This window comes from Mucilaginibacter sp. (genome assembly GCF_965277465.1).
Taxonomy (GTDB): Bacteria; Bacteroidota; Bacteroidia; order Sphingobacteriales; family Sphingobacteriaceae; genus Mucilaginibacter.
In genome coordinates this window covers 321922-346328 of record NZ_CBDICW010000002.1, presented here as the reverse complement: position 1 = coordinate 346328, position 24407 = coordinate 321922, and the positions used below count along the sequence as shown (strand labels likewise).

20 protein-coding genes are annotated in these 24407 nt (G+C 41.4%); 5 read left to right on the top strand and 15 right to left on the bottom strand.

The annotated features are described in order from the left end of the window. Positions 1-27: 27 nt before the first annotated feature. From ACQY4U_RS13840 to ACQY4U_RS13825, 4 genes are all read right to left on the bottom strand, one after another. Positions 28-798, bottom strand: a complete 771-nt coding sequence (locus tag ACQY4U_RS13840) for an HAD-IIB family hydrolase (protein WP_428330031.1) — start codon at positions 796-798, stop codon at positions 28-30. A gap of 135 nt (positions 799-933) precedes the next feature. Further along, positions 934-1926 carry a type I phosphomannose isomerase catalytic subunit gene (locus ACQY4U_RS13835; protein WP_428330030.1) on the bottom strand — a complete coding sequence of 331 codons (993 nt, stop codon included), beginning with the start codon at positions 1924-1926 and terminating at the stop codon, positions 934-936. Positions 1927-2023: 97 nt separating this feature from the next. After that, positions 2024-3058 carry a class I fructose-bisphosphate aldolase gene (locus ACQY4U_RS13830; protein WP_428330029.1) on the bottom strand — a complete coding sequence of 345 codons (1035 nt, stop codon included), beginning with the start codon at positions 3056-3058 and terminating at the stop codon, positions 2024-2026. A gap of 226 nt (positions 3059-3284) precedes the next feature. After that, on the bottom strand, positions 3285-3482 hold the full coding sequence (locus ACQY4U_RS13825; protein ID WP_428330028.1) for a hypothetical protein: 198 nt from the start codon (positions 3480-3482) through the stop codon (positions 3285-3287). A 424-nt stretch (positions 3483-3906) separates the two neighbouring features. On the opposite strand from ACQY4U_RS13825, the gene pstS reads away from it, so the two are divergent. Continuing rightward, positions 3907-5028 carry a phosphate ABC transporter substrate-binding protein PstS gene (gene pstS / locus ACQY4U_RS13820; protein WP_428330027.1) on the top strand — a complete coding sequence of 374 codons (1122 nt, stop codon included), beginning with the start codon at positions 3907-3909 and terminating at the stop codon, positions 5026-5028. Between the two features lie 70 nt (positions 5029-5098). On the opposite strand, the gene ACQY4U_RS13815 is transcribed toward pstS, so the two are convergent. Continuing rightward, positions 5099-6235: a Kelch repeat-containing protein gene (locus ACQY4U_RS13815; protein ID WP_428330026.1), complete on the bottom strand. Its 1137-nt coding sequence runs from the start codon at positions 6233-6235 to the stop codon at positions 5099-5101. Between the two features lie 31 nt (positions 6236-6266). After that, positions 6267-8867: a glycoside hydrolase family 3 N-terminal domain-containing protein gene (locus ACQY4U_RS13810; protein ID WP_428330025.1), complete on the bottom strand. Its 2601-nt coding sequence runs from the start codon at positions 8865-8867 to the stop codon at positions 6267-6269. Positions 8868-9102: 235 nt separating this feature from the next. Between ACQY4U_RS13810 and ACQY4U_RS13805 the strand changes: the two genes are divergently transcribed. Beyond that, positions 9103-9348 carry a hypothetical protein gene (locus ACQY4U_RS13805; RefSeq protein ID WP_428330024.1) on the top strand — a complete coding sequence of 82 codons (246 nt, stop codon included), beginning with the start codon at positions 9103-9105 and terminating at the stop codon, positions 9346-9348. Here ACQY4U_RS13805 and ACQY4U_RS13800 read toward each other — a convergent pair whose 3' ends face one another. The 3 genes from ACQY4U_RS13800 to ACQY4U_RS13790 form a co-directional block, all read right to left on the bottom strand. Beyond that, a complete protein-coding gene (locus ACQY4U_RS13800) occupies positions 9349-10254 on the bottom strand; it encodes a diguanylate cyclase (RefSeq protein WP_428330023.1) in 906 nt (301 codons plus the stop codon). It abuts the gene before it with no gap. Positions 10255-11214: 960 nt separating this feature from the next. After that, the gene (locus ACQY4U_RS13795; protein ID WP_428330022.1) at positions 11215-11847 is read right to left on the bottom strand and encodes a (4Fe-4S)-binding protein; all 633 of its coding nucleotides are present in this window, start codon (positions 11845-11847) and stop codon (positions 11215-11217) included. Positions 11848-11858: 11 nt separating this feature from the next. Further along, positions 11859-12140 carry a GNAT family N-acetyltransferase gene (locus ACQY4U_RS13790; RefSeq protein ID WP_428330021.1) on the bottom strand — a complete coding sequence of 94 codons (282 nt, stop codon included), beginning with the start codon at positions 12138-12140 and terminating at the stop codon, positions 11859-11861. A 120-nt stretch (positions 12141-12260) separates the two neighbouring features. Between ACQY4U_RS13790 and ACQY4U_RS13785 the strand changes: the two genes are divergently transcribed. Genes ACQY4U_RS13785 through ACQY4U_RS13775 form a run of 3 tightly spaced genes read left to right on the top strand, consistent with a single transcriptional unit; the run spans position 12261 to position 15669 of the window. Beyond that, a complete protein-coding gene (locus tag ACQY4U_RS13785; protein WP_428330020.1) occupies positions 12261-13661 on the top strand; it encodes an ATP-binding protein in 1401 nt (466 codons plus the stop codon). Between the two features lie 46 nt (positions 13662-13707). After that, positions 13708-15369 carry an FAD-dependent oxidoreductase gene (locus ACQY4U_RS13780; protein ID WP_428330019.1) on the top strand — a complete coding sequence of 554 codons (1662 nt, stop codon included), beginning with the start codon at positions 13708-13710 and terminating at the stop codon, positions 15367-15369. A gap of 30 nt (positions 15370-15399) precedes the next feature. Then, entirely contained in the window at positions 15400-15669 is a 270-nt protein-coding gene (locus ACQY4U_RS13775) for a UBP-type zinc finger domain-containing protein (protein ID WP_428330018.1), read from the top strand. 71 nt (positions 15670-15740) lie between these two features. On the opposite strand, the gene ACQY4U_RS13770 is transcribed toward ACQY4U_RS13775, so the two are convergent. The 6 genes from ACQY4U_RS13770 to ACQY4U_RS13745 form a co-directional block, all read right to left on the bottom strand. Beyond that, positions 15741-16175: a DoxX family protein gene (locus ACQY4U_RS13770; RefSeq protein ID WP_428330017.1), complete on the bottom strand. Its 435-nt coding sequence runs from the start codon at positions 16173-16175 to the stop codon at positions 15741-15743. 196 nt (positions 16176-16371) lie between these two features. Next, a complete protein-coding gene (locus ACQY4U_RS13765; protein ID WP_428330016.1) occupies positions 16372-17193 on the bottom strand; it encodes a glycerophosphodiester phosphodiesterase in 822 nt (273 codons plus the stop codon). 25 nt (positions 17194-17218) lie between these two features. Further along, the gene (locus ACQY4U_RS13760; protein WP_428330015.1) at positions 17219-18313 is read right to left on the bottom strand and encodes an alkaline phosphatase family protein; all 1095 of its coding nucleotides are present in this window, start codon (positions 18311-18313) and stop codon (positions 17219-17221) included. A gap of 67 nt (positions 18314-18380) precedes the next feature. Then, the gene (locus tag ACQY4U_RS13755; protein ID WP_428330014.1) at positions 18381-19988 is read right to left on the bottom strand and encodes a SusD/RagB family nutrient-binding outer membrane lipoprotein; all 1608 of its coding nucleotides are present in this window, start codon (positions 19986-19988) and stop codon (positions 18381-18383) included. A 20-nt stretch (positions 19989-20008) separates the two neighbouring features. Beyond that, complete coding sequence (locus ACQY4U_RS13750; RefSeq protein WP_428330013.1) at positions 20009-23308, bottom strand: carboxypeptidase-like regulatory domain-containing protein; 3300 nt, start codon at positions 23306-23308, stop codon at positions 20009-20011. A 288-nt stretch (positions 23309-23596) separates the two neighbouring features. Further along, on the bottom strand, positions 23597-24178 hold the full coding sequence (locus tag ACQY4U_RS13745; RefSeq protein WP_428330012.1) for a phosphonate degradation HD-domain oxygenase: 582 nt from the start codon (positions 24176-24178) through the stop codon (positions 23597-23599). Positions 24179-24407 lie beyond the last annotated feature (229 nt).

Here is a 24407-nt window from a genome sequence, read left to right as displayed (position 1 = left end):
TTATCAACTTTCTGTTTGCCAGATCAATTAAAATCCTTTTTTAAAATGCCCGCTTTCGTCAAGGCAGCCAATAATACCTTCAACTACCCTTTTTGTTTCGTTTGGATCACTTACGCGGACCGAGAACGCACCTGCCTGTTTAGCTGGATAATCATTACCACCCGGAAACAGCGCATCGCCAATAAATATCATCTCGCTGATCTTTATATCCAGTATATCGCGCAGCTTATGGATGCCATACTTTTTATCGATCCCTTTTTTGGTAATATCAACAGAGGTTGCCCCGCCTAAGTTCACGGCAAACTCAGGGATCAGCTTATCCAGGTGTTTTTTTATTTTATCCCGTTTTTTAAAGTCGGGGTCGTACTTTTTCTTTTCATCCAAGGGTGCCTGCTGGCCCAGTGCCGAGTAAGTTACCTGGCTGCCCCTGTCCTCAATGGTTTCGCCCCAGGTTTTTTTTGCCTTATAGCCCGATGCATCAACCGCTTCGTTTAATGATGCAATGATCTTCTTTTTTTGTGCATCGGTAAAGTTTTCGGCATACAGCTGTTTCCAGCCTGTTTTATACTGATAGAATTTAGTACCGCAAGTGGGCAGGATAAACAGGTTTTGCAGCTTTTTTCCTTTTGGCAAATTTGCCAGCACCTGTTTTTGAAACTGCGGCCAGTCGCCGCCTGATATTATGGCCACTTTTGCCACCGTTAGCAATGCAGCTAAACGGGTAGCCATATCTTTATCAATGGCAGCCTTACTTTCGGCAAGGGTACCGTCAAGATCAAATACAATAAGTTTTTTCATTTTACGGTATGGGGGTAATCGTAATTTAAGTTTTCAGCGTTATGCCCTTAATCAGGATATGCTCCTATCTATACAGCCGCAAACCACAAATTGTTCTTTTCTCAATTGAAAATGACACAATACTCTATAACATTTTTACATTTCGGGCAGGGCAAGCTCTAATAGTATAACCTCCCCTATCGGCACAAAAGGGCATGCACCGGTTGTTGCAGGCAGCAGCATTACCTCGCCTTTAGCCAGGTGATATAATTCGCTGTTGTATTCAACTTCTCCTTCGCCATCTATACAAACCAACACCCTTGGGGTTTTGTCTTTGCCCACCATAAATGGATATTCGCCGGTTAAGCGCCACAAGCAAAAATGTTCATTTTCAATAACAAGCTCGCGCAGTACAGGCTCATTGCTTTTTACCACGGGAATAACCGGGCCAATATCTACCTTATCAAAATCAATACAGGCCAGCGCTTCCGGTACCTGCAAATCGCGGGGTTTGCCCGTTTTTTCGTCAATGCGGTCCCAGTCATAAAGGCGGTAAGTAACATCGCTGTTTTCCTGCACCTCAAAAACTACTACATCGCCCAATGTATGTACCGTTCCGGCTTCTATCAATACGCTGTCGCCAACTTTAGGTTTAAAACTGGCCAGGTCATCGGCCACCTCATTTTTATCCAGTGCCGCTTTTAAACTTTGTTTGGTAGTACCTGGTTTTAGCCCGGCATATATTTTTGCATCACGGCCGGTTTCCAGCACAACCCAGGCTTCGGTTTTACCATTTTCGCCTTTGGGGATGTATTTCTTCAACCCATCAGATGGATGCACCTGTACAGATAATACTTGCTGGCAATCCAAAAACTTAAGCAGTAAAGGAAAACGCTTAAACTTAGCGGAATGTTTACCCATCATTTTTTCGGGAGATAGCGCAAAAAGTTCAGTTATGGTTTTTCCTTTAAGCTTACCGTTGGTTACTTTGCTGGGATGATCGTCCCTATCGCTCAAAATCCAGGCTTCGCCAATCGGATCATGCGGAGGCAGCGGTTTATCTAAAAGGTTATTAAGCCTGCGTCCGCCCCATATACGGTATTGATAAATAGGTTCAAACTTTAAGGGGTACAGTTGTGTATTATCCATTTGGCAGGTTTATATTGAATTTAAGCCAACGGCCATAAGCCTTAACAGGATGCGCGCAGGCTATCCCGTAAGGCTCAAGGCTTTCGGCTTTTTAACTTCAGGAAGCGGTTACTTCTTTCTCCATATCAGTAGTATACTTACCCCTGCGGGCAATATTATCCAGACTGGCTCTTTCAAAAAGAAGTTTCTGGGCTGCTTTTACATTTTCATCCTTACCTTTCCAAATGTCGAGTGCTGGTTGCTGTATCGCTCTTGAAAAAGAGAAAGTAAGCGCCCAGGGCATTTTTTTATCGTACTTAACATGCATGGCATTTAAATGCGCCGTAGCCAGCTCCGGCGATTGGCCGCCTGATAAAAACGCTATTCCGGGTACGGTTGCCGGTACGGTTTTAAGCAGGCAGGTTACGGTAGCCTTAGCCACTTTATCAACGCTCACTTGCTTTTCACTTTCGTTACCGGGCAATACCATGTTTGGCTTTAATATCAGCCCGCGCAGGTCAACCCGTTGCAGGGCCAGTTGTTTAAAAAGTGTGTGTAATACCTTTTCGGTTACTTTAAAGCATTTTTTTATGCTGTGATCGCCATCCATCAATACTTCGGGCTCCACAATTGGTACTATACCCGCTTCCTGGCATAAGGCAGCGTAACGAGCCAGATCCTGCATGTTGGTTTCAATGCTGCCCCTGGTAGGGATGCCTTTATCTATTTTAATAACCGCTCTCCACTTGGCAAAGCGGGCACCTAATTCGTAATATTTAGTTAAACGGGCGCGCAGGTTATCCAAACCAAGCGTTACCTTTTCGCCGGGAAAGTTAGCCAGATCAACCGTGCCTTCATCAACCTTTATACCCGGTATAATACCGGCATCTTTTAAAATATCAATAAACAAAACACCATCCTTGGTTGCCTGGTAAATGGTTTCATCAAACAAAATGGCGCCGCTAAGGCATTTACCTAAATCGGGAGTAGTAACTATCAGTTCGCGGTATGCACGGCGGTATTCAATAGTAGTAGGTATACCGGCAGCAATAAAACGTTTGTTACAGGTTTCGGTACTTTCGTCCATAGCCAGTAAACCTTTATCGCCAGCCATAAGGGCTTTGGCCGTTTTTCTTAATTCCTTATTTTTCATAGTGGTTTATGTTTTATATAAAAGTAGCGGCAATTACTATAACATTTAAACACGCTTATGCTATAATTGTTGCCGGTAAAGGCTATTTTACATTGCTATAGCAAATAAAGGATTATAAACACAACCTTAACACTTAGCCAACGGGAGTTATATACTCTATGTAAAAACTATACTTTTTAAAATCAAAAAGCCCCCCGTTTTGGCGGAGGGCTGTATTTTTTACCTGTTAGTTAGCATGGCTGGATAGCCTGTCATGCTGGATCTCTTCAAGATAACCGTGTGCATTTATTGCATAATGAGCTTCGGAAGTATCGTTGTGATTTTTAGGTATTTTAATAGCCTTAATTTTTTTCTCCATTGGAAAAAACAAAGGCAATACAATTGTGCCCATCAGGGCGCTGATTTTTAATAGATCAATTACCATAACTTTTGTACTAAATAAACTTATAACAAAGCCTACACCGGGTAACTACGGTAAATCATATTACCCGGTTTTGCATTAAGGCGCACTGCTACAAGCGTATACAAAGCTAAATCAATGCCAAAATATTTCATACTGGCAAAATATTACTTACAAATTATCAATAAAGCATTATTACCATCGTGAAATTTATTTTAATAATAAGTTATTGCTATCATATTGATAAGCAATTTATCAGTTTGATAAAATTTTTATTATTTAATATTTTACTGAAAAGGACAAAATTAAAGCCCTTGTGTCTATTTTTCTGCGTAAAAATGGGGCATGTTAATTATTTGTAACGTCACTTTACAATTTATTAACAATATAATAATATTAAAGACAACACTAAACAGTCTATTTGTTGTTGAATTTTAAAACATCAACAATGAAATTTAAATTTTTAAATATCAATCACTTAGCTATCACAGCCATAATGATAGCAACATCAGCTCTTGTAAGCTGTGGTGGCAGCGGTTCAAAATCAACCGGCGATAGCACCAGCAAAACTACCCCAACAACAACCGGCGGTGATGCCAATACACTATTAGGTGCAGGCAGTACTTTTGTTTACCCGCTTTTTTCAAAACTGTTTGCAGCATACAATACTCAAACAGGTATTAAAGTTAATTACCAGTCAATCGGTTCAGGTGGCGGTATATTACAGCTTACGAATAAAACCATTGATTTTGGTGATTCGGATGCGCCATTGAACGATGATCAGGCAAAAAAAATGGGTGCCGATGTATTGCACATCCCAATGTGTTCAGGTGCGGTAGTTATCAGCTATAACCTGCCCGAAGTAAAAGGTACTTTAAAGCTTGACCCAGAAGTATTGGCTAATATATTTTTAGGTAAGATCACTAAATGGAACGATCCGCAGATCGCGAAAATAAACGCAGGTATTAAATTACCTGAAACTGCTATTTTTATAGCACACCGATCAGACGGCAGCGGAACAACCAATATTTTTACTACCTACCTTTCAAAGGTTAGCAGCGACTGGAACACCAAACCGGGTAAAGGTTCGGCAGTTAACTGGCCGGTTGGTTTAGGTGGCAAAGGTAACGAGGGTGTTGCTGGTTTAATTAAACAAACGCCTGGCGCTATTGGCTACATTGAGCTATCATACGCTATTCAAAATAAAATGACCTTTGCCGATCTGAAAAACAAGAGCGGTAATTACATCACACCTTCGGTTGCATCAACAAGCGCAGCAGGAAATATCACTATGCCTGATGATGCCAAGGTATCATTAAGTAATACCGATGCTAAAGACGGTTACCCTATCAGCGGCTTTACCTGGGCTTTGATCTATAAAGAGCAAAACTACAATGGCAGAACATTGGACAGAGCTCAAAAAGTAATTAAACTGCTTTGGTGGAACACTCACCAAGGCCAGAAATTCTGTAATGACTTAAACTATGCACCGCTATCGCCTGCAGCAGTTACCATTGCCGAAAAGATATTAAAATCAGCCACGTACGGTGGTAAACCAATACAGCAATAAGCGGTATTTATAGTTCAACAAAAAACCCGGCGGAAAATCCTGACGGGTTTTTTGTTGAACTATAAATCTGTTACTTTAAGATAAATACTTCGAGCGAAATGTCACCGCCGCCGTTGCCGCCCGGCCTTTGCCCTGGCGGAGGACCCATTGGCGTGCCACCGTTTAGAGCACCTCCATTAGGCGGGTTACCACCCGGAGGCGGGCCCTGCATACCTGGTTTACCATTTGGCGGCGGACCACCCTGGCCACCACCAGCACCCCCGGCAATATATATTTTATGATCAAGCACCGTACCGCCAACACCATTACGGGCGATATTTAAATCAGCAGCTTTGGTCCATTCGTTATCCTTAGCAGGGTCTAAATAATAAACATCTTTTTGCGGGCCGTTGGGTGTAGTATCGGTAGCCCTTTCGCCACCTATGTAATAGATCTTGTTATCTAAGTTAACAGCTGTTCCGCCGCCGGTACCCATAGGTAATTTGGCTGCAAGGGTGCTCCATTTACCGGTTTTAAAATCATAGCAATCCACATCGAGCATTACCTGCCTGAAAAACGGGATCACGTTGTTTGGATCGCGGTAACTGGTATTACGACCACCAACTGAGTAAAGCTTATCTCCAACCACCACCGCCATGCTATGATCACGAATGTGCGGTGCATCAGGCAACGAGGTCCAGGTATTGGTTGCAGGGTCATATTCATCAAACATACTGTTGGTACCACTGCTATGGCCATGCGTAATACCACAAACCAAATACAACTTGCCATTATAAACCGCTTCGCCAGCCCCGGCCCGCCTGCGGTCGGCAGGTATTTCGGCTAACTTATTCCATGTATCCAGTTTGGTATCATAACTGTAAACATTGGGCATAGGCGTTTGCGATGGAAAGTTTCCATCAAAAAAGGCATCAAGCACATAAACCTTATTGTCAAGCCCAACGGCTTGCAAATGGTGCATAACAACAGGAGCCATCGCTTTTTTTGTCCAGGTTAAAGTTTTGGGGTCATAAACGTCTACGGGTTCTGCCGGGCCATCGCCACCTATAAGGTATAGCTTACCTTCAACAGCAACCAGGCTGCACTCGCTGCGGGCACCTATTTTGTTTTTTGTTTTAACAAGCTGCCAATGCCCTATATCACTTTGGGCAAAAGTGGTGTTGGTTGTTGCTGCTAAAAGCAGGCACGTTACAAATGCTTTAATCATACTTTTATGTTTCGATTAATAAACAGAGGCTTTACTTCCTAACCTCGTAGTAAACAATACTGCTGTTATCAACCCCATATTTTTTGGCAATGGCCTTTATAGTTATGCCTTTGCTTATGGTAAATGGCTTTGAATATTCATTTTCATCAACAAACGCAGGTGTTACGCCATTTGTTGTGTAGTATACTTTGGTACCTGCCGTAGGGCTTGTAATAGTAGCCGTATTCCCGTTTATGCTGATGATAGGCTTTGCAATCCGGTCTGCATATTTTTCGGTACGGGTATCGTGTATCACCCCTTTCCAGTTCATGCCGAAACCAAAATCATAGGTATGCCCAGCAGCATCGGTATAACAAAGCATATCATGCGAAATATCCTCATCCTGCAGTTCAACCGTTTGCATATTGGCAGGCATCTGGAATGGCAATAAACCTGATGGCTCAGCCACACCGGTTAAAATATCCAATATGGCCTGGTTTTGCACACCAAAGCTGGTTATAATGGCATTGGCATCCTTTTCAAACTCGGCAGGTACAGCAGGCTTTGAAAGGGACATGGCAACAATAACGGGCTTACCCTTCATGGCCGCCTTGGTTTCGCGGATGGTTTTAAGATCCTGGTAGTTTGATGCCCTGATGCTTTTATCTTTATAGGTACGGTTGGTTACGCCCGGTTCGGTTGGGTCGCCCGCTGCAATACTGTGCGGCCTTGCCTCGGTAGCCGTGTAGGTATCATATTGTAAGGTTATTGGCTGATAACCGTTACCGCCTTTTTTAGTTTCGTCAAGGTCAAAACCTGCGCCGCCGTTAGGACTGCTTACAAATACAATGGCATAATCAGCCTTTGATGGATCATCCGTAACCGTAAAATACTTTTTCAGCAGTTCGGGGTTAACTGCATCCTCATACTTCTCGGCCGATACATCGCCAAAAATGCTTTTGCTGGCTGGGGTATATTTTTTAGGCACATAAACTGTTTTTCCTTTTTGCAGCGGCAGCACATTAGCCTGGTTTTTTAGCATCACTATTGATTTTAGCTGTGCATTGTAACCGGCTGTCATAAACCCGGGATTACCCACGGTTTGTTTAGACACTTCAACATCTAAATAAGGATTCTCAAATAAACCAACCCTGAAAATATTTTTTAACAACCGCACTGCCGATTGCTCAAACCGGGCACGCATAAATGCTTCGCCATGCTCTTTGATGCCCATTTTATAAGCTTCCATAACCGGGGCGGCATCGTTATTGCCCCCAAACTGGTCAACCCCGGCCATCAGTATTTTATAATGGCGTTCGGCAATGGTCTTATCCTCCATTCCCCATGATTTTCCACCTAAAAAAACATCGGGTGTTTTAGCTTCATCGGCAGTTACCAGCCAATCGGTACAAACCACACCGTCAAAACCATATTTTTTACGCAGCAAATCGGTTATTAAATATTTGCTGTAGCTGTTGCCATCGTTCTCTTTATTTTTTACATCCCTGCCGTATGATATGGTATAATATGGCATTACTGCCGATACCATTTTTGTTTTGCCCGATAGTTTTAAGCCACCATCAACAAACGATACCAAATGCTCATCAAAGTTATTGCCCGGGTATACGGCGTATTTACCGTAGGCATAATGCGCATCGCGCCCACCCTCTTCGGGGCCGCCGCCCGGCCAGTGTTTCATCATGGCGTTAACACTGTGATAACCCCAGCCTTCTGTAATTTCGCTGCTGCCTGTTGAGGTTTGAAAGCCATCAATGTAGGCACGGGCCATATCGGCATCTAACTGCGGGTCATCGCCAAAAGTACCGTTTATACGTACCCAGCGTGGTTCTGATCCTAAATCTATTTGTGGTGATAAGGCTGTGGTGATGCCCAGGGCCCGGTATTCCATGGCCGCGATTGATCCAAACTGTTGTATAACATCAGGATCAAACGTAGCGGCAAGGCCCAACTGATCTGGCCATTGCGAAATTTTACCGCCTGCACCTGCGGTGTATTCCACGCCCGAAAATGCACTGTGGCGCGGATCAGAACTATTGTTAGCCGGGATACCCAGACCTGCACCTTCAACCAGTGCCTGTACATTATTGTTCCACTTAGCAGCTACCTCCGGGCTTTGAACCGTAGTAACTAAAACGTGCCGTAAATTATCTTTAATTAAAAAATCCTTTTGCTGGTCTGTTACCCATGATGGATCAATCCCGCCATCTTTAAAAAACTTACCGTTATAAGTTCCCTTGCCAAATGGCCCGGCTAAACCCGGGATGGCCTGGTGAATACTGTACAGCATTAAGCCGGCAATCTGATCAACCGACATTTTTGATGCCAGGTCTTTTGCACGCTCATCAACCGGCAGGCGCCAGTCTTCGTATTTATCCAGCTTACCGTTTTTATTCAGATCCTTAAATGCCAAACCATCAACCGTTAATATTTTAACGCCCGAGCTTGCCGAATAACCAAGGGTTGGCCCGTTAGTATTTTTTACTAACGTGATGCCGGTGCTATCGGCACTTACAGCAGCCCAACGTTTTGATGATTTGATTCCTGTACCTGCCGACATGGATGCCAGCATTACCACAAGGAACGATGCCCCTGACAAACACAGGATAGTGTTAACATTTAAGTTTTTCTTCATAATTATAAGTACAGTAAGTTTTTTAAACAGAACAGAGCCGTTTATAGGTTTATTATAGAGAATATGGTGATTAAACCATTGTGTTTGTTTGACACAATTAAAAGTAAATATATAAATAATAACTAAAAACAATAATAGATAAGGAATGAGAATATACAGACAAAAGCAGGGTTTTGACGGACGAAAGCACAACCGCAATAACGTATATTAGCCTGCATTTAAACTTAACCCCGCTATGGATTTAAACAGGCTAAACAACATTGCTTATAAAATTGTATGCATTGCGCTCATGTTGTGCTTTATTTTAGGGGGATTAGGTTTTATAACGCATCATTTATTTGTTAGGGGCGGTATCCCGATAGTTGGAGCCCTGATTATTAGCCTGCGGATAGCACAACCTGCAACTCAAAGAACATGGTTGCAAATACTTATTATATTTATTGCCGTGGTAATGGCTGTTGGAGCGGTAAAAACAATTTAATTAACCCTGCGAGGGATCTTTATCACCGGATATTATTTTGTTTTTGGCTTTTTGTTCAAGATTGCCGATAAAAGTGGTTAGCTCCTTGGTAAAGTCATCTAATGAAATAGCCGATACTTTCAGGTAGCCTACTAATCTTTTAAGTTGCAGCGGCGAGTGTATAAAATCTGTAAGGATACCGGTAAGGCCCAGAATATTGGCTACAGGCTGCCTTACTTTATGCGAAGTGATAAACATCATCTCCTCCAACTCCTTAATATGCTCCTTCAAAAACGTCTGGGTTTTTTTCAGCTCATCATAAGCCTGGGTTAACTTTTCCTTATGCTTTTGTTTTTCATCGTTTTGATAAGCAAGCTCAACGTTTGCTGTTGCTAATTCGGCGGCGCGTTTTTCCTTCTCTTTATTTTGAAATAAAAGCTCAACGTTTGCTGTTGCCAATTCAGCGGCACGTTTTTCTTTCTCTTTATTTTGAAAAGCAAGCTCAACATTAGCTATTGCTAATTCAGCGGCACGCTTTTCCTTTTCTTTGTTTTGATAAGCAAGTTCATCGTTAGCAACTATTAGTTCGGCAGCGCGTTTTTCCTTTTCCCCGTTTTGAAAGATGAGCTCTTTATTGGCTACAATTAACTCAGATGCTCTTTTTTCTTTTTCTTTGTTCTGATAAGCCAGTTCAACATTAGCAACTTTCAGTTCGGCAGCGCGCTTTTCCTTTTCTTTGTTTTGAAATTCGAGTTCTAAGTTGGCTACTATCAGTTCGGCGGCGCGGTCTGCCCTTTCCTTATTCTGAAAAATCAATTCTTTATTTACTGTAAGCAATTCGGCGGCCCGCTTCTCTTTAACTTCATTTTGAAAAACAAGCTGCTTATTTGCGAGCAGCAGTTCTTTAGCTCCTTTATCTGTACCCATGCTGTATAAAGTTTAAGTTTGCCTATCCCACCGTTTTACTATAAAAATTGATTGGTAATTTCTCCTCTGTTAATATTTTATAATAATTTATCGTAGTTCTTAAATATAGTAATAATACCTTATATATACGTTAAATAATTAACGTAGGATGAACTTATCAATAAGTTTGAAGAAGCTTTATTTTTAATTAAGATTTCAGGATATTCATAACGACCACTAAATATTTTGGCATACCTGTTTTTTTAGCACTAATTATTTAAAGTGCCTGTGATTACGCCATATTATAAACATTGTCAGCTTTTACGCTATTGATTTTACTGCCAAAACAACCGATTGTCATACTATGTGCCAAATTGGCAATTTTAAACATTTAAAGGCTAATTCAATTTCAAAAACCAAAAACAACTTTATTTTTTACATATAAAGGGAAATTGGTGTATATTAATTGTGGCAACAGATAATGTCCATTAATCAGGTTTACTTTTTTTTAACCCAAACGATCAAAGTGCAATTTGTCATGCTTTTTTGAGGGCTTAAACTGTTTTCCAAAAAAATTAAGGGGTAAAATTCAATAAAAGCATATAATTTTTGGTTTCAAACTTAAAAAACACCCTGTTTTTTAAGTTTAGACCGAATTTTTAAGTGAATTGAAAAAATTAATGATTTTATCTTTTTGAGCTTTTTGCGCTAAAAAGTATTTTACAACACTGGCATATTTTGTGACGATAAGCCTGTGAGAAAGAGTGCTGTCAGTAAGCAATTAGGATAGTGAATCTCACAAAAAATATTAAATAACAATCACTTAAATCACAAAGACATGTTAGTTGTAGCAGAATTTGCATTATTATTAGCCGCTATTATTTTACCTTTAGTTCCTTCAAAAAAGAGAGCTATCTAATTACCGGTAATATACACAGTTAGGAAATTAAAAAAGGGATGCTTTGGGCTTCCCTTTTTTTGTTATTTAGCTATACTTAAAGCGCCGGTTGGGCACCGGGCTACCTGTTCGGTTATCTCTTTACTTGTTGCTCCCTCCATATTTACCCATGGCTTTGCAGCTGGGTTAAATACCGTTGGCAATTGCGTGGCGCAACGTGCCGCATGCCGGCAAAGCTCCGGCTTCCAAAGCACGCTAATACCATTATTTTTATAAGTATGCGTATTCTCCTGGCCGCTATTACTGTAGGCAAAGGTGCGGATCTGTATTTCGCCCTCCATTATTTTTGATATGGGGCAGGCCTGGGCAATCTGGATCAGGCGCTCGCGCTGCTCATCTGTTACCGGCGACAAAAAATTAAGGTCGCGGTCAATAACGGTTATCTTTTTATCCTCTTCTAACTTAAAATAAAGGTTAACTGCTATTGCTATATTGGGTATATCCCAGCCCTTGCGGTCAATATACATACGCAGGGTTGCCAGTGTACAAGCCGCTAACGAAGAGATGAACAAGGTGTAAGGATCAGGACCAAGGTCTTTACCACCCAAAACTTCGGGTTCATCGCTAATAAATTTACCATTGCGCCACTCAACAGTACATTTATACTTTTCGGTACCAATAAAAGCCTTTACAGGCTGCTGTAATAAATATTCCATAATGTTTTAGTTTAAAAAAGCACGTCGGCAAATTCGGGGGTGGTATCAAACATCTTTTTGGCAAAAGGGCAAAGCGGTAAAATTTTTAGCTGGTGCTCGCGGGCATATTCAACCCCGGTTTTAACCAATTGCTTGCCTAAGCCCCTGCCGCCGTAGGCCTCATTAACCTCTGTATGGTCAATTACCATTTTAGCGGGCCCTGCCATTACATAATGCATCAATGCTATCTCTTTATTGTCATCTTCCATAAAAAAGACGCCCTTCTTACCGTCGTTTTGATTTTTAACTTGCATTTTTATACTGATTTCATTGAACCATTGAGCAATAGAGAATTAGCTGTTTTATGGCAGTAATATAACCTGCGGCCCCTTAATCTTGCTTAAAAGTAAAGAATAATAGTTACATTTAAATATATGCAACCAGTTAACGTTTCCATATTAAAAACCTTTGAGGCGCTGAAAAATGTTCCGGACGAACAGCTGCAATGGCTGATTGACAATAGCGAAGAACGTGTTATAGCCGAAGGAACATTATTTGTTTCGCCCGAGCTGCCAATGTCGGGCCCGCACTTTATTATTGATGGTTTATTGATGGCCTATATTGTAATGAACGGCAGCAAACGCGAGCTGGGTGAATTCAGCACCGGCGAAATAACAGGCTATCTGCCTTTTTCGCGGGGTAAATATGCTACTGTATACATGAAGGCGAAGAGTGATGTGCAGATTTTAACTTATCCAACCGAAAAGATCAGGGTAATGATAAGGGACCAGTTTGAACTTACCCAGGCCCTGGTACATGTAATGAGCAACAGGGTGCGTGAGTTTACCGCCTTGCAGCAGCAAAACGAAAAGATGATGGCATTGGGTAAACTATCAGCAGGCCTTACGCATGAGCTGAACAACCCGGCATCAGCCATTGTACGCGACTCGGTATCCTTGCGTGAGCATTTACGCCTGGAACCGCAAACCTTTAAAAAGGTGATTGCCATAAAAATGGATGAAGCACAGGTTGACCTGATAAACGATGAGCTGTTTAAGGTTTTACTGGCAAAGGACAGGCCCCACCTAACACTTAAAGAGAAAACCAGGTTTGAAAGTGAAATTACCGACTGGCTGGAAGCAAACAATGTTGAAGGATGCTATGACATAGCCGAAACCTTTGTTGACTTTAACTTTGGCATTGAAAATTTTGAAACCTTTAAAAAAAATATCCCGGCAGTTTATTTATCGCCGGTTATAAATTGGGTAAGCAGCCTTTTAGTGACCGAAAAAATGGTAGAGGATATCCAGGAGTCATCCCGCCGCATTGCCGATCTGGTAAAATCTGTTAAAACCTTTACCCACATGGACCGCGGAGCTGATAAGCAGTTTGCCGATATCCACATAGGCATACGTAATACCATTACTATGCTGGGCTATAAATTAAAAAAGGGCAATATTACATTGGTTGAAGAGTTTGACAGCACACTGCCACCGGTAAAAGCGCTTATTGGCGAACTTAACCAGGTATGGACCAATTTGATTGATAACGCGCTTGATGCTATGGAGCCTAATAAAAAAGGGACACTTACCATAAAAACTGAGCGCGACCGCGAATTTGTACAGGTAACCATTATGGACGATGGGCCGGGTATAGCTGCTGATATAATTTCGAGGATCTTTGACCCGTTTTTTACAACTAAGGAAATAGGAAAAGGAACCGGGATGGGCCTTGAGGTTGTTCATCGAATTGTTAAGCAGCACAAGGGCTCAATAAAGGTAAAATCTGTGCCGGGACACACAGAATTTATTGTTTGTTTCCTTATTAATGGTTAAATCCTTTTTATTTTTACACTGTTAACTAAGCCATACTACCTACACCATGGAAAAACCCATAATATTTACAATTGATGATGATCCGCAAGTGTTGCGTGCAATAAGCCGCGACCTTAAAACAATGTATGGCAAGGAGTACAGGATCATCAATACCACATCAGCAATTGAAGCGCTGGAGGGCCTTACCGATCTGAAAAATAGTTCGGACGTGGTTGCCATGTTTGTTTGCGACCAGCGCATGCCCGAAATGGAAGGCGTTGCCTTTTTAGAGAAAGCAATAAAGATATTTCCGAAAGCTAAAAGAGTTTTACTTACTGCATATTCTGATACCGAAGCTGCCATTAAAGCTATCAATGATGTACAGCTTGATTATTACCTGATGAAACCCTGGGATCCGCCCGAGGAAAAACTTTACCCGGTATTAAATGACCTGTTAGATGACTGGCAGAATGATTATATCCCCGACTTTAAAGGCATAAAAGTAGTGGGCTACCAATTCTCGCCCGAATCACATACCGTTAAGGATTACCTGGCCAGCAACCTGATCCCTTACTGGTGGCTGGATATTGAAAAAAATCCGGATGCCAAAGGCGTTTTGGAGCTCAATAACGTTACCCGCGATCAATTGCCCTTTATGGTTTTTAACGATGGTACTACGTTAACCAAACCTACTATTAAAGCTATAGCCGAAAAAACAGGCACCAACCCGCAGATCACGAATGATATTTATGATGTGGTGATAATTGGCGCCGGCCCGGCAGGATTGGCAGCAGCGGTTTATGGCGCATCAGAAGGTTTAAAAACGCTGTTGATTGAGCGCAAGGCTCCGGGTGGGCAGGCAGGCACCAGCTCAAGAATTGAGAATTACCTGGGTTTCCCGGCAGGCCTGAGCGGTGCCGACCTGACAAGGCGTGCCATTAGCCAGGCTATGCGTTTAGGTGCCGAATTTTTATCGCCGCAAGCCGTAAATGATATCAAACAAAAGGACGGTTATAAAACCATTATACTTGATGACGGGCCCGAAATAGTGAGCCGCACCGTAGTAATTACTACAGGTGTTGATTACCGCAAACTTGACGTTAAAGGGGTTGAAAATTATACCGGCGCAGGTATTTATTACGGCGCTGCAACTACCGAAGCCACTGCCTGCAAGGGCCAGGAGGTATATGTTATCGGCGGCGGAAACTCGGCGGGGCAGGCAGCGGTATACCTTTCAAAATTTGCAGCCAACGTATATATCATTATCCGCAGGGATAGCCTGAGTTATACCATGTCGGCCTACCTGATACAGCAAATTGCCAACCTGCCCAATATTCATGTTTTGGCAGATACAGAAATTGTGGAAGCTCAGGGTAACAATTGCCTGGAGAAACTAACGCTCATCAACGTAAAAACAAAAGAAACCGTTGTTAAACCGGCGGCTGCCCTTTATATTTTTATTGGTGCCAAACCTTATACCGACTGGCTGAAGCTTGATATTTTGAAAGATGAAAAAGGCTTTATTGAAACCGGCCGCGAATTAAGAAGATATGCTGAATTTAGCAAAATATGGAAGCAAAAACGCGATCCCTTTTTGTTAGAAACCAGCTGTACCGGTATTTTTGCCGCAGGCGATGTACGTGCAGGTGCCATGAACCGGGTAGCATCGGCCGTTGGGGAGGGTTCAATGGCTATTAGTTTTGTGCACAAGTACCTTGCCGAGGTATAGTACTTTTAAAATTAAACAACATAAAATACTATGGAAGACGAAGTTTGCAAACACCTTGCCGCAATTAAAAGCATAAAGCATCCTAAAGATTACATTTGTGAAGAGTGCATAAAAACCCATGATAGCTGGATGCACCTGCGTACCTGCCAAACCTGTGGCGCTACTTTGTGTTGCGATAGCTCGCCAAATATGCACATGAGCAAGCACTCGCATGCTGAAGGGCACCCGGTAGCCATATCTGCCGAACCCGGCGAACGCTGGTTATGGTGCTATGTGGATGAGGAAATGGCCGAATATTAATAAGCCTGATAATAAAAACAGCCTGCAGCAAAAACTGCAGGCTGTTAACTACTCACTTTTTATAAAAAAAACTATTCTTCTGCAAAATATTTATCGAGCGATAATGGGCCTGAGCCAATTATGGTAAATATAACCAACAAAACCAATGCGGTTACTGATGGCCATACCATTGAGTTGATAGGATCCTGAAAAATACCGGTTAAAAATACGGCACCCAATACAATAGGGATCTGTATAATTGATGCAAGCCTGGTTAAGGTTCCTAAAGCTATTAATATACCGCCAACCATGTGCGCAAACGTGACATAGTAGACTATTACCATTAACATGCCCGAAGAAATTTGAACTGCCGACTGATCTTCAATCATACCACGCAGGTAAGCGGTATTATCCATAAAATTAATACCCTTTAAAAGCAAAAATATACCAAGGGAAATACGGACAATATCAAGGAACCAGGGATGATGGCTATCTCCCCAATTTTCAATTTTGTGAACCAGGTTCATACAACCTCCTTTTTTAGATTTATTTATTGGTTTTGTTATAAAGGGGGGCTTTGAGATAACCAGCCTTTATTAGTATTATAACAATAAAGTTACAATAAAAGTATCCGCAAAACAAAATATAAAAATCGTTAAAAAAGCAAATGTTTACGCAGTTTTAACCAGCGTAAACATTTGCCTTATAAAAGGAAGATTCGGGCTACCGCAACCCTTTTTGCGCCAGGTACTTTACCAATACAGGCGGGTTATCGGTTTGCATCCCTTTAAGCCCTAATGCAATTGCGGTATCCCACACTTGCGGACTTTCCTGCGGGCCCTGTACATCGGGCCATACAGGCATATTAATGGTATGCGCAAATGCAACCATTTTGCTATCATATTCTTTATAGCCTCCATCAAGCACATCGGGATGATAGGTATTAATAAAAGCATGCATGGTCTCAACGCTTTTAACACTATCAGGCAAGCTCAGCATTAGCGGCATTTTTGGGTAGGTTTTGCGCCAATCGGTAATTTGCGATGCTTTGTTAATATAAACCAGCACCTCATTTTCCATGTGGTATTGTTTAAGCATGGTATAGGTGGCTGTTGCATCGGCCTCTTTAAAATCTATGTAGATATAAATTTTTCCCTTACACAACGTTAAGATCTGTTCAAATGTCGGTACATGATAGGTAGCCGATGAATCTGCTTTGTGTTTATTACTGATCTTTAGGTTTTCTACTTGTTCAAAGGTCAGGTCCTTAATTTGTCCCTTACCGTTGGTCATGCGGTTCACGCTGGCATCATGCATGCTTACTAATTTACCGTCGCTGGTGGTGCGCAGGTCTATCTCAATATAATCAGCACCATTCTTAATGGCCTGTGCATACCCTTCTAAAGTATTTTCCGGATAAATGGTATGATCGCCACGGTGGGCAATCACTATAAATTTATGCCTTGCCTTTGGAACAGGGTTAGGCTGATAATCGCCTTGCGGAAAAAGCAGGTATAAAAAAGGAATAATGAATATAAATTTCATGGTACGCAGTTTTAATTTTTACCAGTTATTTACCCATTACAGTGCTTATTGCCTGGCCAACCTCATGCCCTGCTGCGGCTTTAAAATCATAGCCTAACAAAGTGGCAATAGTTTGCGCCAATTGCTTGTGGTAGGTTGTAGTTTGGGTTTTTATAATGCCCGACGCCGGGGTATCCGGACCAATTACAGCAAACCATGTTTGTTCGGAGTTCTTAATATCCGACCCATGATCGCGCCATTTTTCAAGCGGCACATCACCACGACCGTGGTCGCAGGTAATTATAAGGGTAGTTTTATCTTTGTACTGAGGATCTGTTTGCAGGTATTGCCACAATTCTTTTATAAAACCATCCTCTTGATTTGCCCTGTCTAAATAAAAATTATAGTTACCGGCATGTGCCATATCATCAGTTTCATCAAAAGCAATGTATAGTACTTTAGGCTTATATTGCTTTAAATACTCTTTCCCAAACTCGTAAGTTAAAAAATCAATACGGGTGGAGTCGCCTAAATAATGTGGTGCCTCGTGCTGAATCTTATTCAGGAATTTTAAGCGATCATTAGCCTTTGGATCTGTAAAATCCATATACCCTGAATTAACCAGCAGGCCCGAACGCTTTACATTTAATATCTGCGGAAAACGCTCCCACGATGAAAAAACAGCAACCTGGTTCTCAAACCCTTTTTGTTTATTTAAAAACTCCAGCATATTCATGTTAGGGTTGGTTATACCATCGTTGGTATTCATCCTTACATCAGGGAAGCCTGTAAATATTTCATTGTACCCGGGATAAGAGAAATGGTATTGATTGGCTACTTCGTCCTTGTTCCCTAAATCCCTGTCGCCATAAAGCTGCCCTTTTTGCACCATTACCGACCACAAAAATGGCATTAAGCGTTTACGGCGATCCTGCGCGGTTGGTGCCCAGAATTTTTTAATAGCCGCTGCAGAATCATCGGTAAATTTTGAATGTACCAATGTTGAATCAGCACCACGGTAAAGTTCCTGCCAGCGAAAACCATCGAGCGTAACAATAACTACATTTTTGGTTTTAGTGCTTTGTGCATTTAGCTGGGCCACAATGGCTGTTGTAAGTAGTAATAAAATTATCTTTTTCATAAAGCAAAATGATTATAAACAGAAAAGCCACCCGGTTATGGCGGATGGCTCTCTGTTTTTTGATTTATTATTTAAGTATCCACATTATAGCATTAATATCGTCATTACCACCGTATTGGCTGGCTAATGCAGCTAAATAATTGGCTGTATTTGCCGAACGCTCGGTTGATGGGTATTGGAAACGCATGGCTATACGCTGACCGTTATCAGTACCCGGGCCGGTTGTAAAGTTTGGCACCAATGTTCTGCGGTAAGTAAAATACGATTCTAAACCTGAGTGACGGAACAAGGCAAGGTATTTTTGCTGTAAAATTTCAGTTAACCCGGTTGCACCTGCCACATATTTAACACCAGCCTGGCTGTAATAGTTGGTCCAGTTGGTGGTAATAGTGTAGGTATCATAATTTGAATTATCCTGAACACCAGTTGTTGATCCCGGACGGTAAAAATAAGCTGTAAATACGCCTGTTGTTGGTACATTGTAATAAGCCATTGATGCCTGTATACCTGCAACATAATAAGTTTCGGCATTTACACCAGTTGCCCAGCCGCGGTTTATACCTTCGGCTATGTTAAACATCAGCTCAGGGTAACCTATCTGGATGCTTGGCTCGCCTGTATAGGTTGAGTAGTAATGCTTACGGTTAATGAACGAATATTTCTGTAAACCTGCATTATTGTACATAGTACCCAAATCTAATCCCGGATCAGCACCTATAAATGATGAAAAGGCAGTAGGACTTTGTTTCAGCACATCAACATTATAACGTGCAGGCTCGGCAGTTACATAAACACGCGGATCCTGTAAGCTGGTAAGCAGGCTGATATAAGTTTGTGATGAATTTTGTCTTGACCCGTTCTGACCAAAGTTGTCAGGATTTTGCGGATAGTAGTTTGTTGGCGAAATAAATACATACTGTAAGTTATCGGCAGAACTGCTCATCATTGGGTATTTTGTTGGGTTGCCAACCATTGCAGCAAACTGTGCCGGGATGTTCATATCCGGATCAGAAGTTGCTTTTTTGCTTAATTGCAAAAGTAACCTGATGTGCAAAGCATTAACAGCTTTTTGCCACTCAACAAGACTGTTGTTATAAAATATATCGCCGCCTAATGTTGCACCTAAACCACTGCCACCTGTACTTGGATTAGCAATTAGCTGTGTTAAATCGGCATTGGCACTTTCAAGCCAAGCTAATGATTGTGTCATTACCGCTTTTTGCGTATCGTACTTTGGTGTCAGGTTGCTTAAGCCCTGTAAAGCCTGTGTCATTGGTATATCACCTCTTTCCAAACTCATTTTACTGAAAAAATAAGCCCTGAAAAATTTACCCAAAGCCTCGTAAGGGTTAACCGCGGCACCGCCTGATGCAGCAGCCTGGTTTTCCATTATTACAACGTTTTTAAGTGTGGTATAATAATCTGTACCGCTACCAAAATCATAGGTATTATTACCGTAGTAGTTGTAGTTGTAGATATAGTACTGATCGTAGATCTCGCTCTGTCCGTCGGGCAGATCTACCATGTTGTTCAGCACGCCGGTAAACAATAGCGAAGCAGGTACACTGTTTGGAACGTTATTGTTTTTGGTGAGGTCTTCAAAACTCTTTTTACAACTGCTTACCGTCAATACCATAAGTACCGGCAGTAAATAAATTCTAAATATCTTTTTCATGATCGTTTTTCTGATTTTAATTAGAATGATAATTTTATGTTAAGACCATAGCTGCGAACTGATGGCGACTGCAAGCCTGTAACAGCAGTAGCAGAGTTGCTATACTGATCAAGATCAACATCTTTAAACTCAGGATTTTTGTAGAAGTATAATAAGTTGCGACCGTAAATTGATGCTGAAGCTTTTGAGATGAATGATTTTTGCAACCATTTTTTAGGGAAATTATAACCAATGGTTACCTCACGCAGTTTAGCATAAGTTTTACTCATTAAGTTAGCTTCGTTAACGTTGTAGTACTCGCTTGCATACTCCTGTACAAAGGCCTTGGTAGTATTTTGTGCATACTGTAAGCTACCGTAGTTTAATACCGCACCTGTTTGTGAATCGTAGTTAGGCGCTGTTTTGTTTGATATAACTACACCCTGGCCAACGTACGAGCCTGTGTAACCGGCTTTACCAAAGTTTAACCAATCCTGGTAACGGGCATCACCCAAAGCACCTTCGGCAGTTAAAGCATTGCTACCACCACGTACTGTTTTGTTGTGTACATAATCGGTAGTTACACCACCAACTGATCCATCAAACTGAAAACCTAAATTCCAGCTTTTGTAATGAAGATTATTGCTGATTGACCATGAATAATCAGCATTAAGGTGACCTAAATACTGTGGCACCGGGTTTACCAAAGGCTCACCGTTTGAACCATTGATGATCTGTCCCTGCGGAGTTCTTACAAATGCAGTTCCGTAGAATTTATCAGTACGGTCGCCTTGTTTAAAGAAGGTATTGTAAACTGATTGTCCCGGAGGTAATTTTTCATAAACTTCTTTAAAAGTAGACCAGTTTACTAAAACGTCCCAGCCAAAACCACCTAAATCTTTTATTGGTGTACCTTGTATTGAAACTTCATAACCAGTTTTCTTGGTTTTTAAAGCATTCAAAAACTCATCGGTATAACCAGTAGCGGTTGATATTACGTTGTCAAGGATACGCGGACCATCAATGTACTGGAAAGCTGTACCGCTTAAACCTAAACGGTTCTGTAAAAATTTAATATCAAAACCTTCTTCGTAGTTAACGCGGGTTGATGTTTTGATACCATTTTGATACAGGTAGTTTGATGCATAGGCTGCAGCCTGGTTATTGTATGGCTTGCTGATTGAATACGACGGGTTAAGTGAATAAGCCGGACCGTTATATGGTGAATTATAAGTTACACCGTAACCCAGCGGGTTTAAAAACAATGGATTGCTACCCGGGCTGTTGCTAACTGTTGAACCGCCGTAGGCTGATATAGAGTTAAACGGTGCAGGGCCAATGGTTGGGCTGGTATCGTCTGAACGTACGTTTGAGTACGAAGCTCTTGCTTTTAAGAATGAGATAAACTCAGGCAATTTAACATAATCAGAGATTACTGTAGCGCCTGATAAGCTTGGGTAATAATAAGTAGTTACGTTTTGGAATGCTGATGATTTATCAACACGGCCTGTGCTTGACAAAGTAAAGTATTTACCGAATGTTAAATCCACAGAGTAGTAACCGCTTAGGGTTCTTAACTGCGATTCAAAGCTGGTTGCCTGTATCGGGTTTTTTGAGTTACTGAATGAGTAATCGCCCGGTACGTTCAAGTAATCTGTTGATACCCAGCTTGAGTTATATTTAAAGCTGCGTAAGTTACCACCCACTAAACCGTTAATGTTTAAAAATTTATGAACCGTGTAATCAAAGTTTAATTTTACTTCGGTGTTGTTCTCAAACAAATCACGGCGGTCTTCGCGGTAATCACCCTGGTTACCTTCGCGGCCATAGGGGTGGGCCGAGTAAGGAAGATCTTCGGTGTGTAATAAGTTGTAGGTATCAATCTGTGATTTTAAACCAACGTTTAAGTGGTTATCAATTTTGTAGTTACCTGATACATAACCATAGGTATCATTTTTGTAATGACCACGGGTCCAGATCTTGGTCAGGAAATATGGGTTGTGGTAACGGGTATACTCCTCAAATTCTGATTGTACACCTACTTTACCCGGCTGCCAGATAGCTTTGATATCCGGAGAGTTCACGCTCCAGTCGGCACCTGTCCAGATAGCTAAGTTATAGATGATACTGTTTGGCCCGTATTGAACATCCGGATAATCATCAGTGCTCTGTCTGTTAAAATCAACGTTGGCTTCAAATTTTAAACGCGGGGTTGGGTTAAATGAAGCATAAAAGTTAACATTGGCAATATCCAGGTATTGTGAAGGGATATAGCTCGACTGATGTTGTTGTGATACTGATAACCTTGTGGTATAAGTATCGCCATTTGCTGTTAAAGCAATATTGTTATTGGTTTGGTAACCAGTTACCAAAAAGTTAGCTAAGTTGTTTGCACCACGTGCAACCCATGGCGTACCCTGGCGAACACCATTAACTACCGGGCTATCATATTGTGGTATCAACTGGCCTGCAAAGTAAGGGCCCCAAACATCATAATCGCTATCTACACCACCTGGTGCACCACCTTTACCATCAACAAACTCATAAAAGGTATTTTCACCTGGTCCGTATGAGTGCTGCACGCGCGGAAATGCTGTAAAGCCTTTGTTGATTACTGTACTGCTGTTTATATCAACAGTAAGTCCTTTTTTGTTACCGCTACCTTTTTTGGTAGTGATTAAAATAGCGCCGTTTGCTGCGCGGTTACCGTAAAGTGCCGCAGCCGCAGGGCCTTTTAATACAGTGTAGGTTTCAATATCATCCGGGCTTAAATCAAAAGTATCCGAGTTGATTGGTAAACCATCAACAACATAAAGTGATACCGTATTACCACGGATAGTTACGTTAGGTACACCCAAAATTTCGGATGTTGCACCAACTGATAAACCTGCCACCTTACCAATTAAACCATTGATAGGGTTTGGGTCGCGTGCGGTGGTTAAAGCATCGCCGTTTACGGTTTGTATAGAGTAACCTATACGGCGGGTTTCTTTCTTAACACCCAAAGCAGTTACCACTACCTCGTTTAGGGTACGGGTATCTTCGGCAAGGGCAATGTTGTAGTTGGTTTGGTCGCCAATGGTAATATCCTGGGATACGAAACCCAAAAATTTAATGGTTAGCACCTGGCCTTTTTCAACCGTAAATAAAAAGCTACCGTTAATATCAGTAACTGTACCTTTTGTTGTACCTTTTATAGATACACTAACGCCCGGTAAAGGCTGTTTTTTCTGATCGGTTACCGTACCGCCGATTTTTGTTTGCCCGAATAATAATACCGGAGAAACACAGAATAACAATACCGTTAACACGGTTTTTAATTGCATGTAGATCTGTTTCATCTGTTAATTTTTAATAGTGAAGGGGTGGAAGTTTTCATGCAGCAATACTAAACTTTGTTTATTATTGGTAAACTAATTTAATATTAAGCTATACTTAACAATAGGTATAGAAAACGTTAAGGATGCCGTTTTCTGTAACAGAGGCGTTACTTATTAATTACAAATATTTAATATTGGAGCTGTCTATCGCCTGAATAATACCGCAGCGCCTAAATAACCCGCATTAATTTTATAACGTGCTTAAAATACTATTCAATAAAAACTATTTCAGATTTTCAAAGCTGGAGCTTAATTTCTTTCGCCCAAATGCTTTATGGCCATTTGCTTTAAATGGGCCATGTTGTTAACAGGTATATTCATTTCTTTGGCTTTATCATCCCAGTAGCGCAGGCGGATAATTAATTCGGCATCGGGGTTAAGTTCAAATTCAGCAGCTTCTGCCGGGCTCATTACCCCACCCTGAAAATCAAGTGTTACCTTACTTGCTGCCGATAGCTTATTATAATATTCAGGGTATTTATAAGTAAGGTATCGCTTGGCTATAACGTGGCCTTGTACCAGCCCGGCGAGCCTTTCAGAAAACCCACGCTCAAGCAAATAATCAGCACCTAATTTTTCATGGTCAACATTGCCCATGCCATCCATACTTTCGGTTTCACCGGCATCCGCACAAAGGTGGCCTATATCATGAAAAAATGCAGCTAATATAACCTCATCATCATACCCCTCCTCTTCGGCAAGCATAGCTGCCTGCGACATGTGCTCCAATTGCGAAACTGGTTCACCTATATAATCTTCATCACCGTATTTTTCGTACAGCGAAAAAACTTCGTTCACAATAGCCTGGTTGTTATTTGCTGATGGTCTCATTTTTAGCGAAAAGTATATCTCACAAATAAAGATATAGCATATTAGGTTATTATTAAGGATGTGTTAAAACGCGGGCAAAGGTTAAATCAGCATTTCGGTATTACAAAAGTAAGCCGGTATCAGGATAAATCGCTAAGCAATTTTGCCGGCGTTTTACTTCAGTAAGGCACCATACCCTTATTTAACTTTTATTAACATAAATATTATTTCACCCGATTTGCTTAATTAC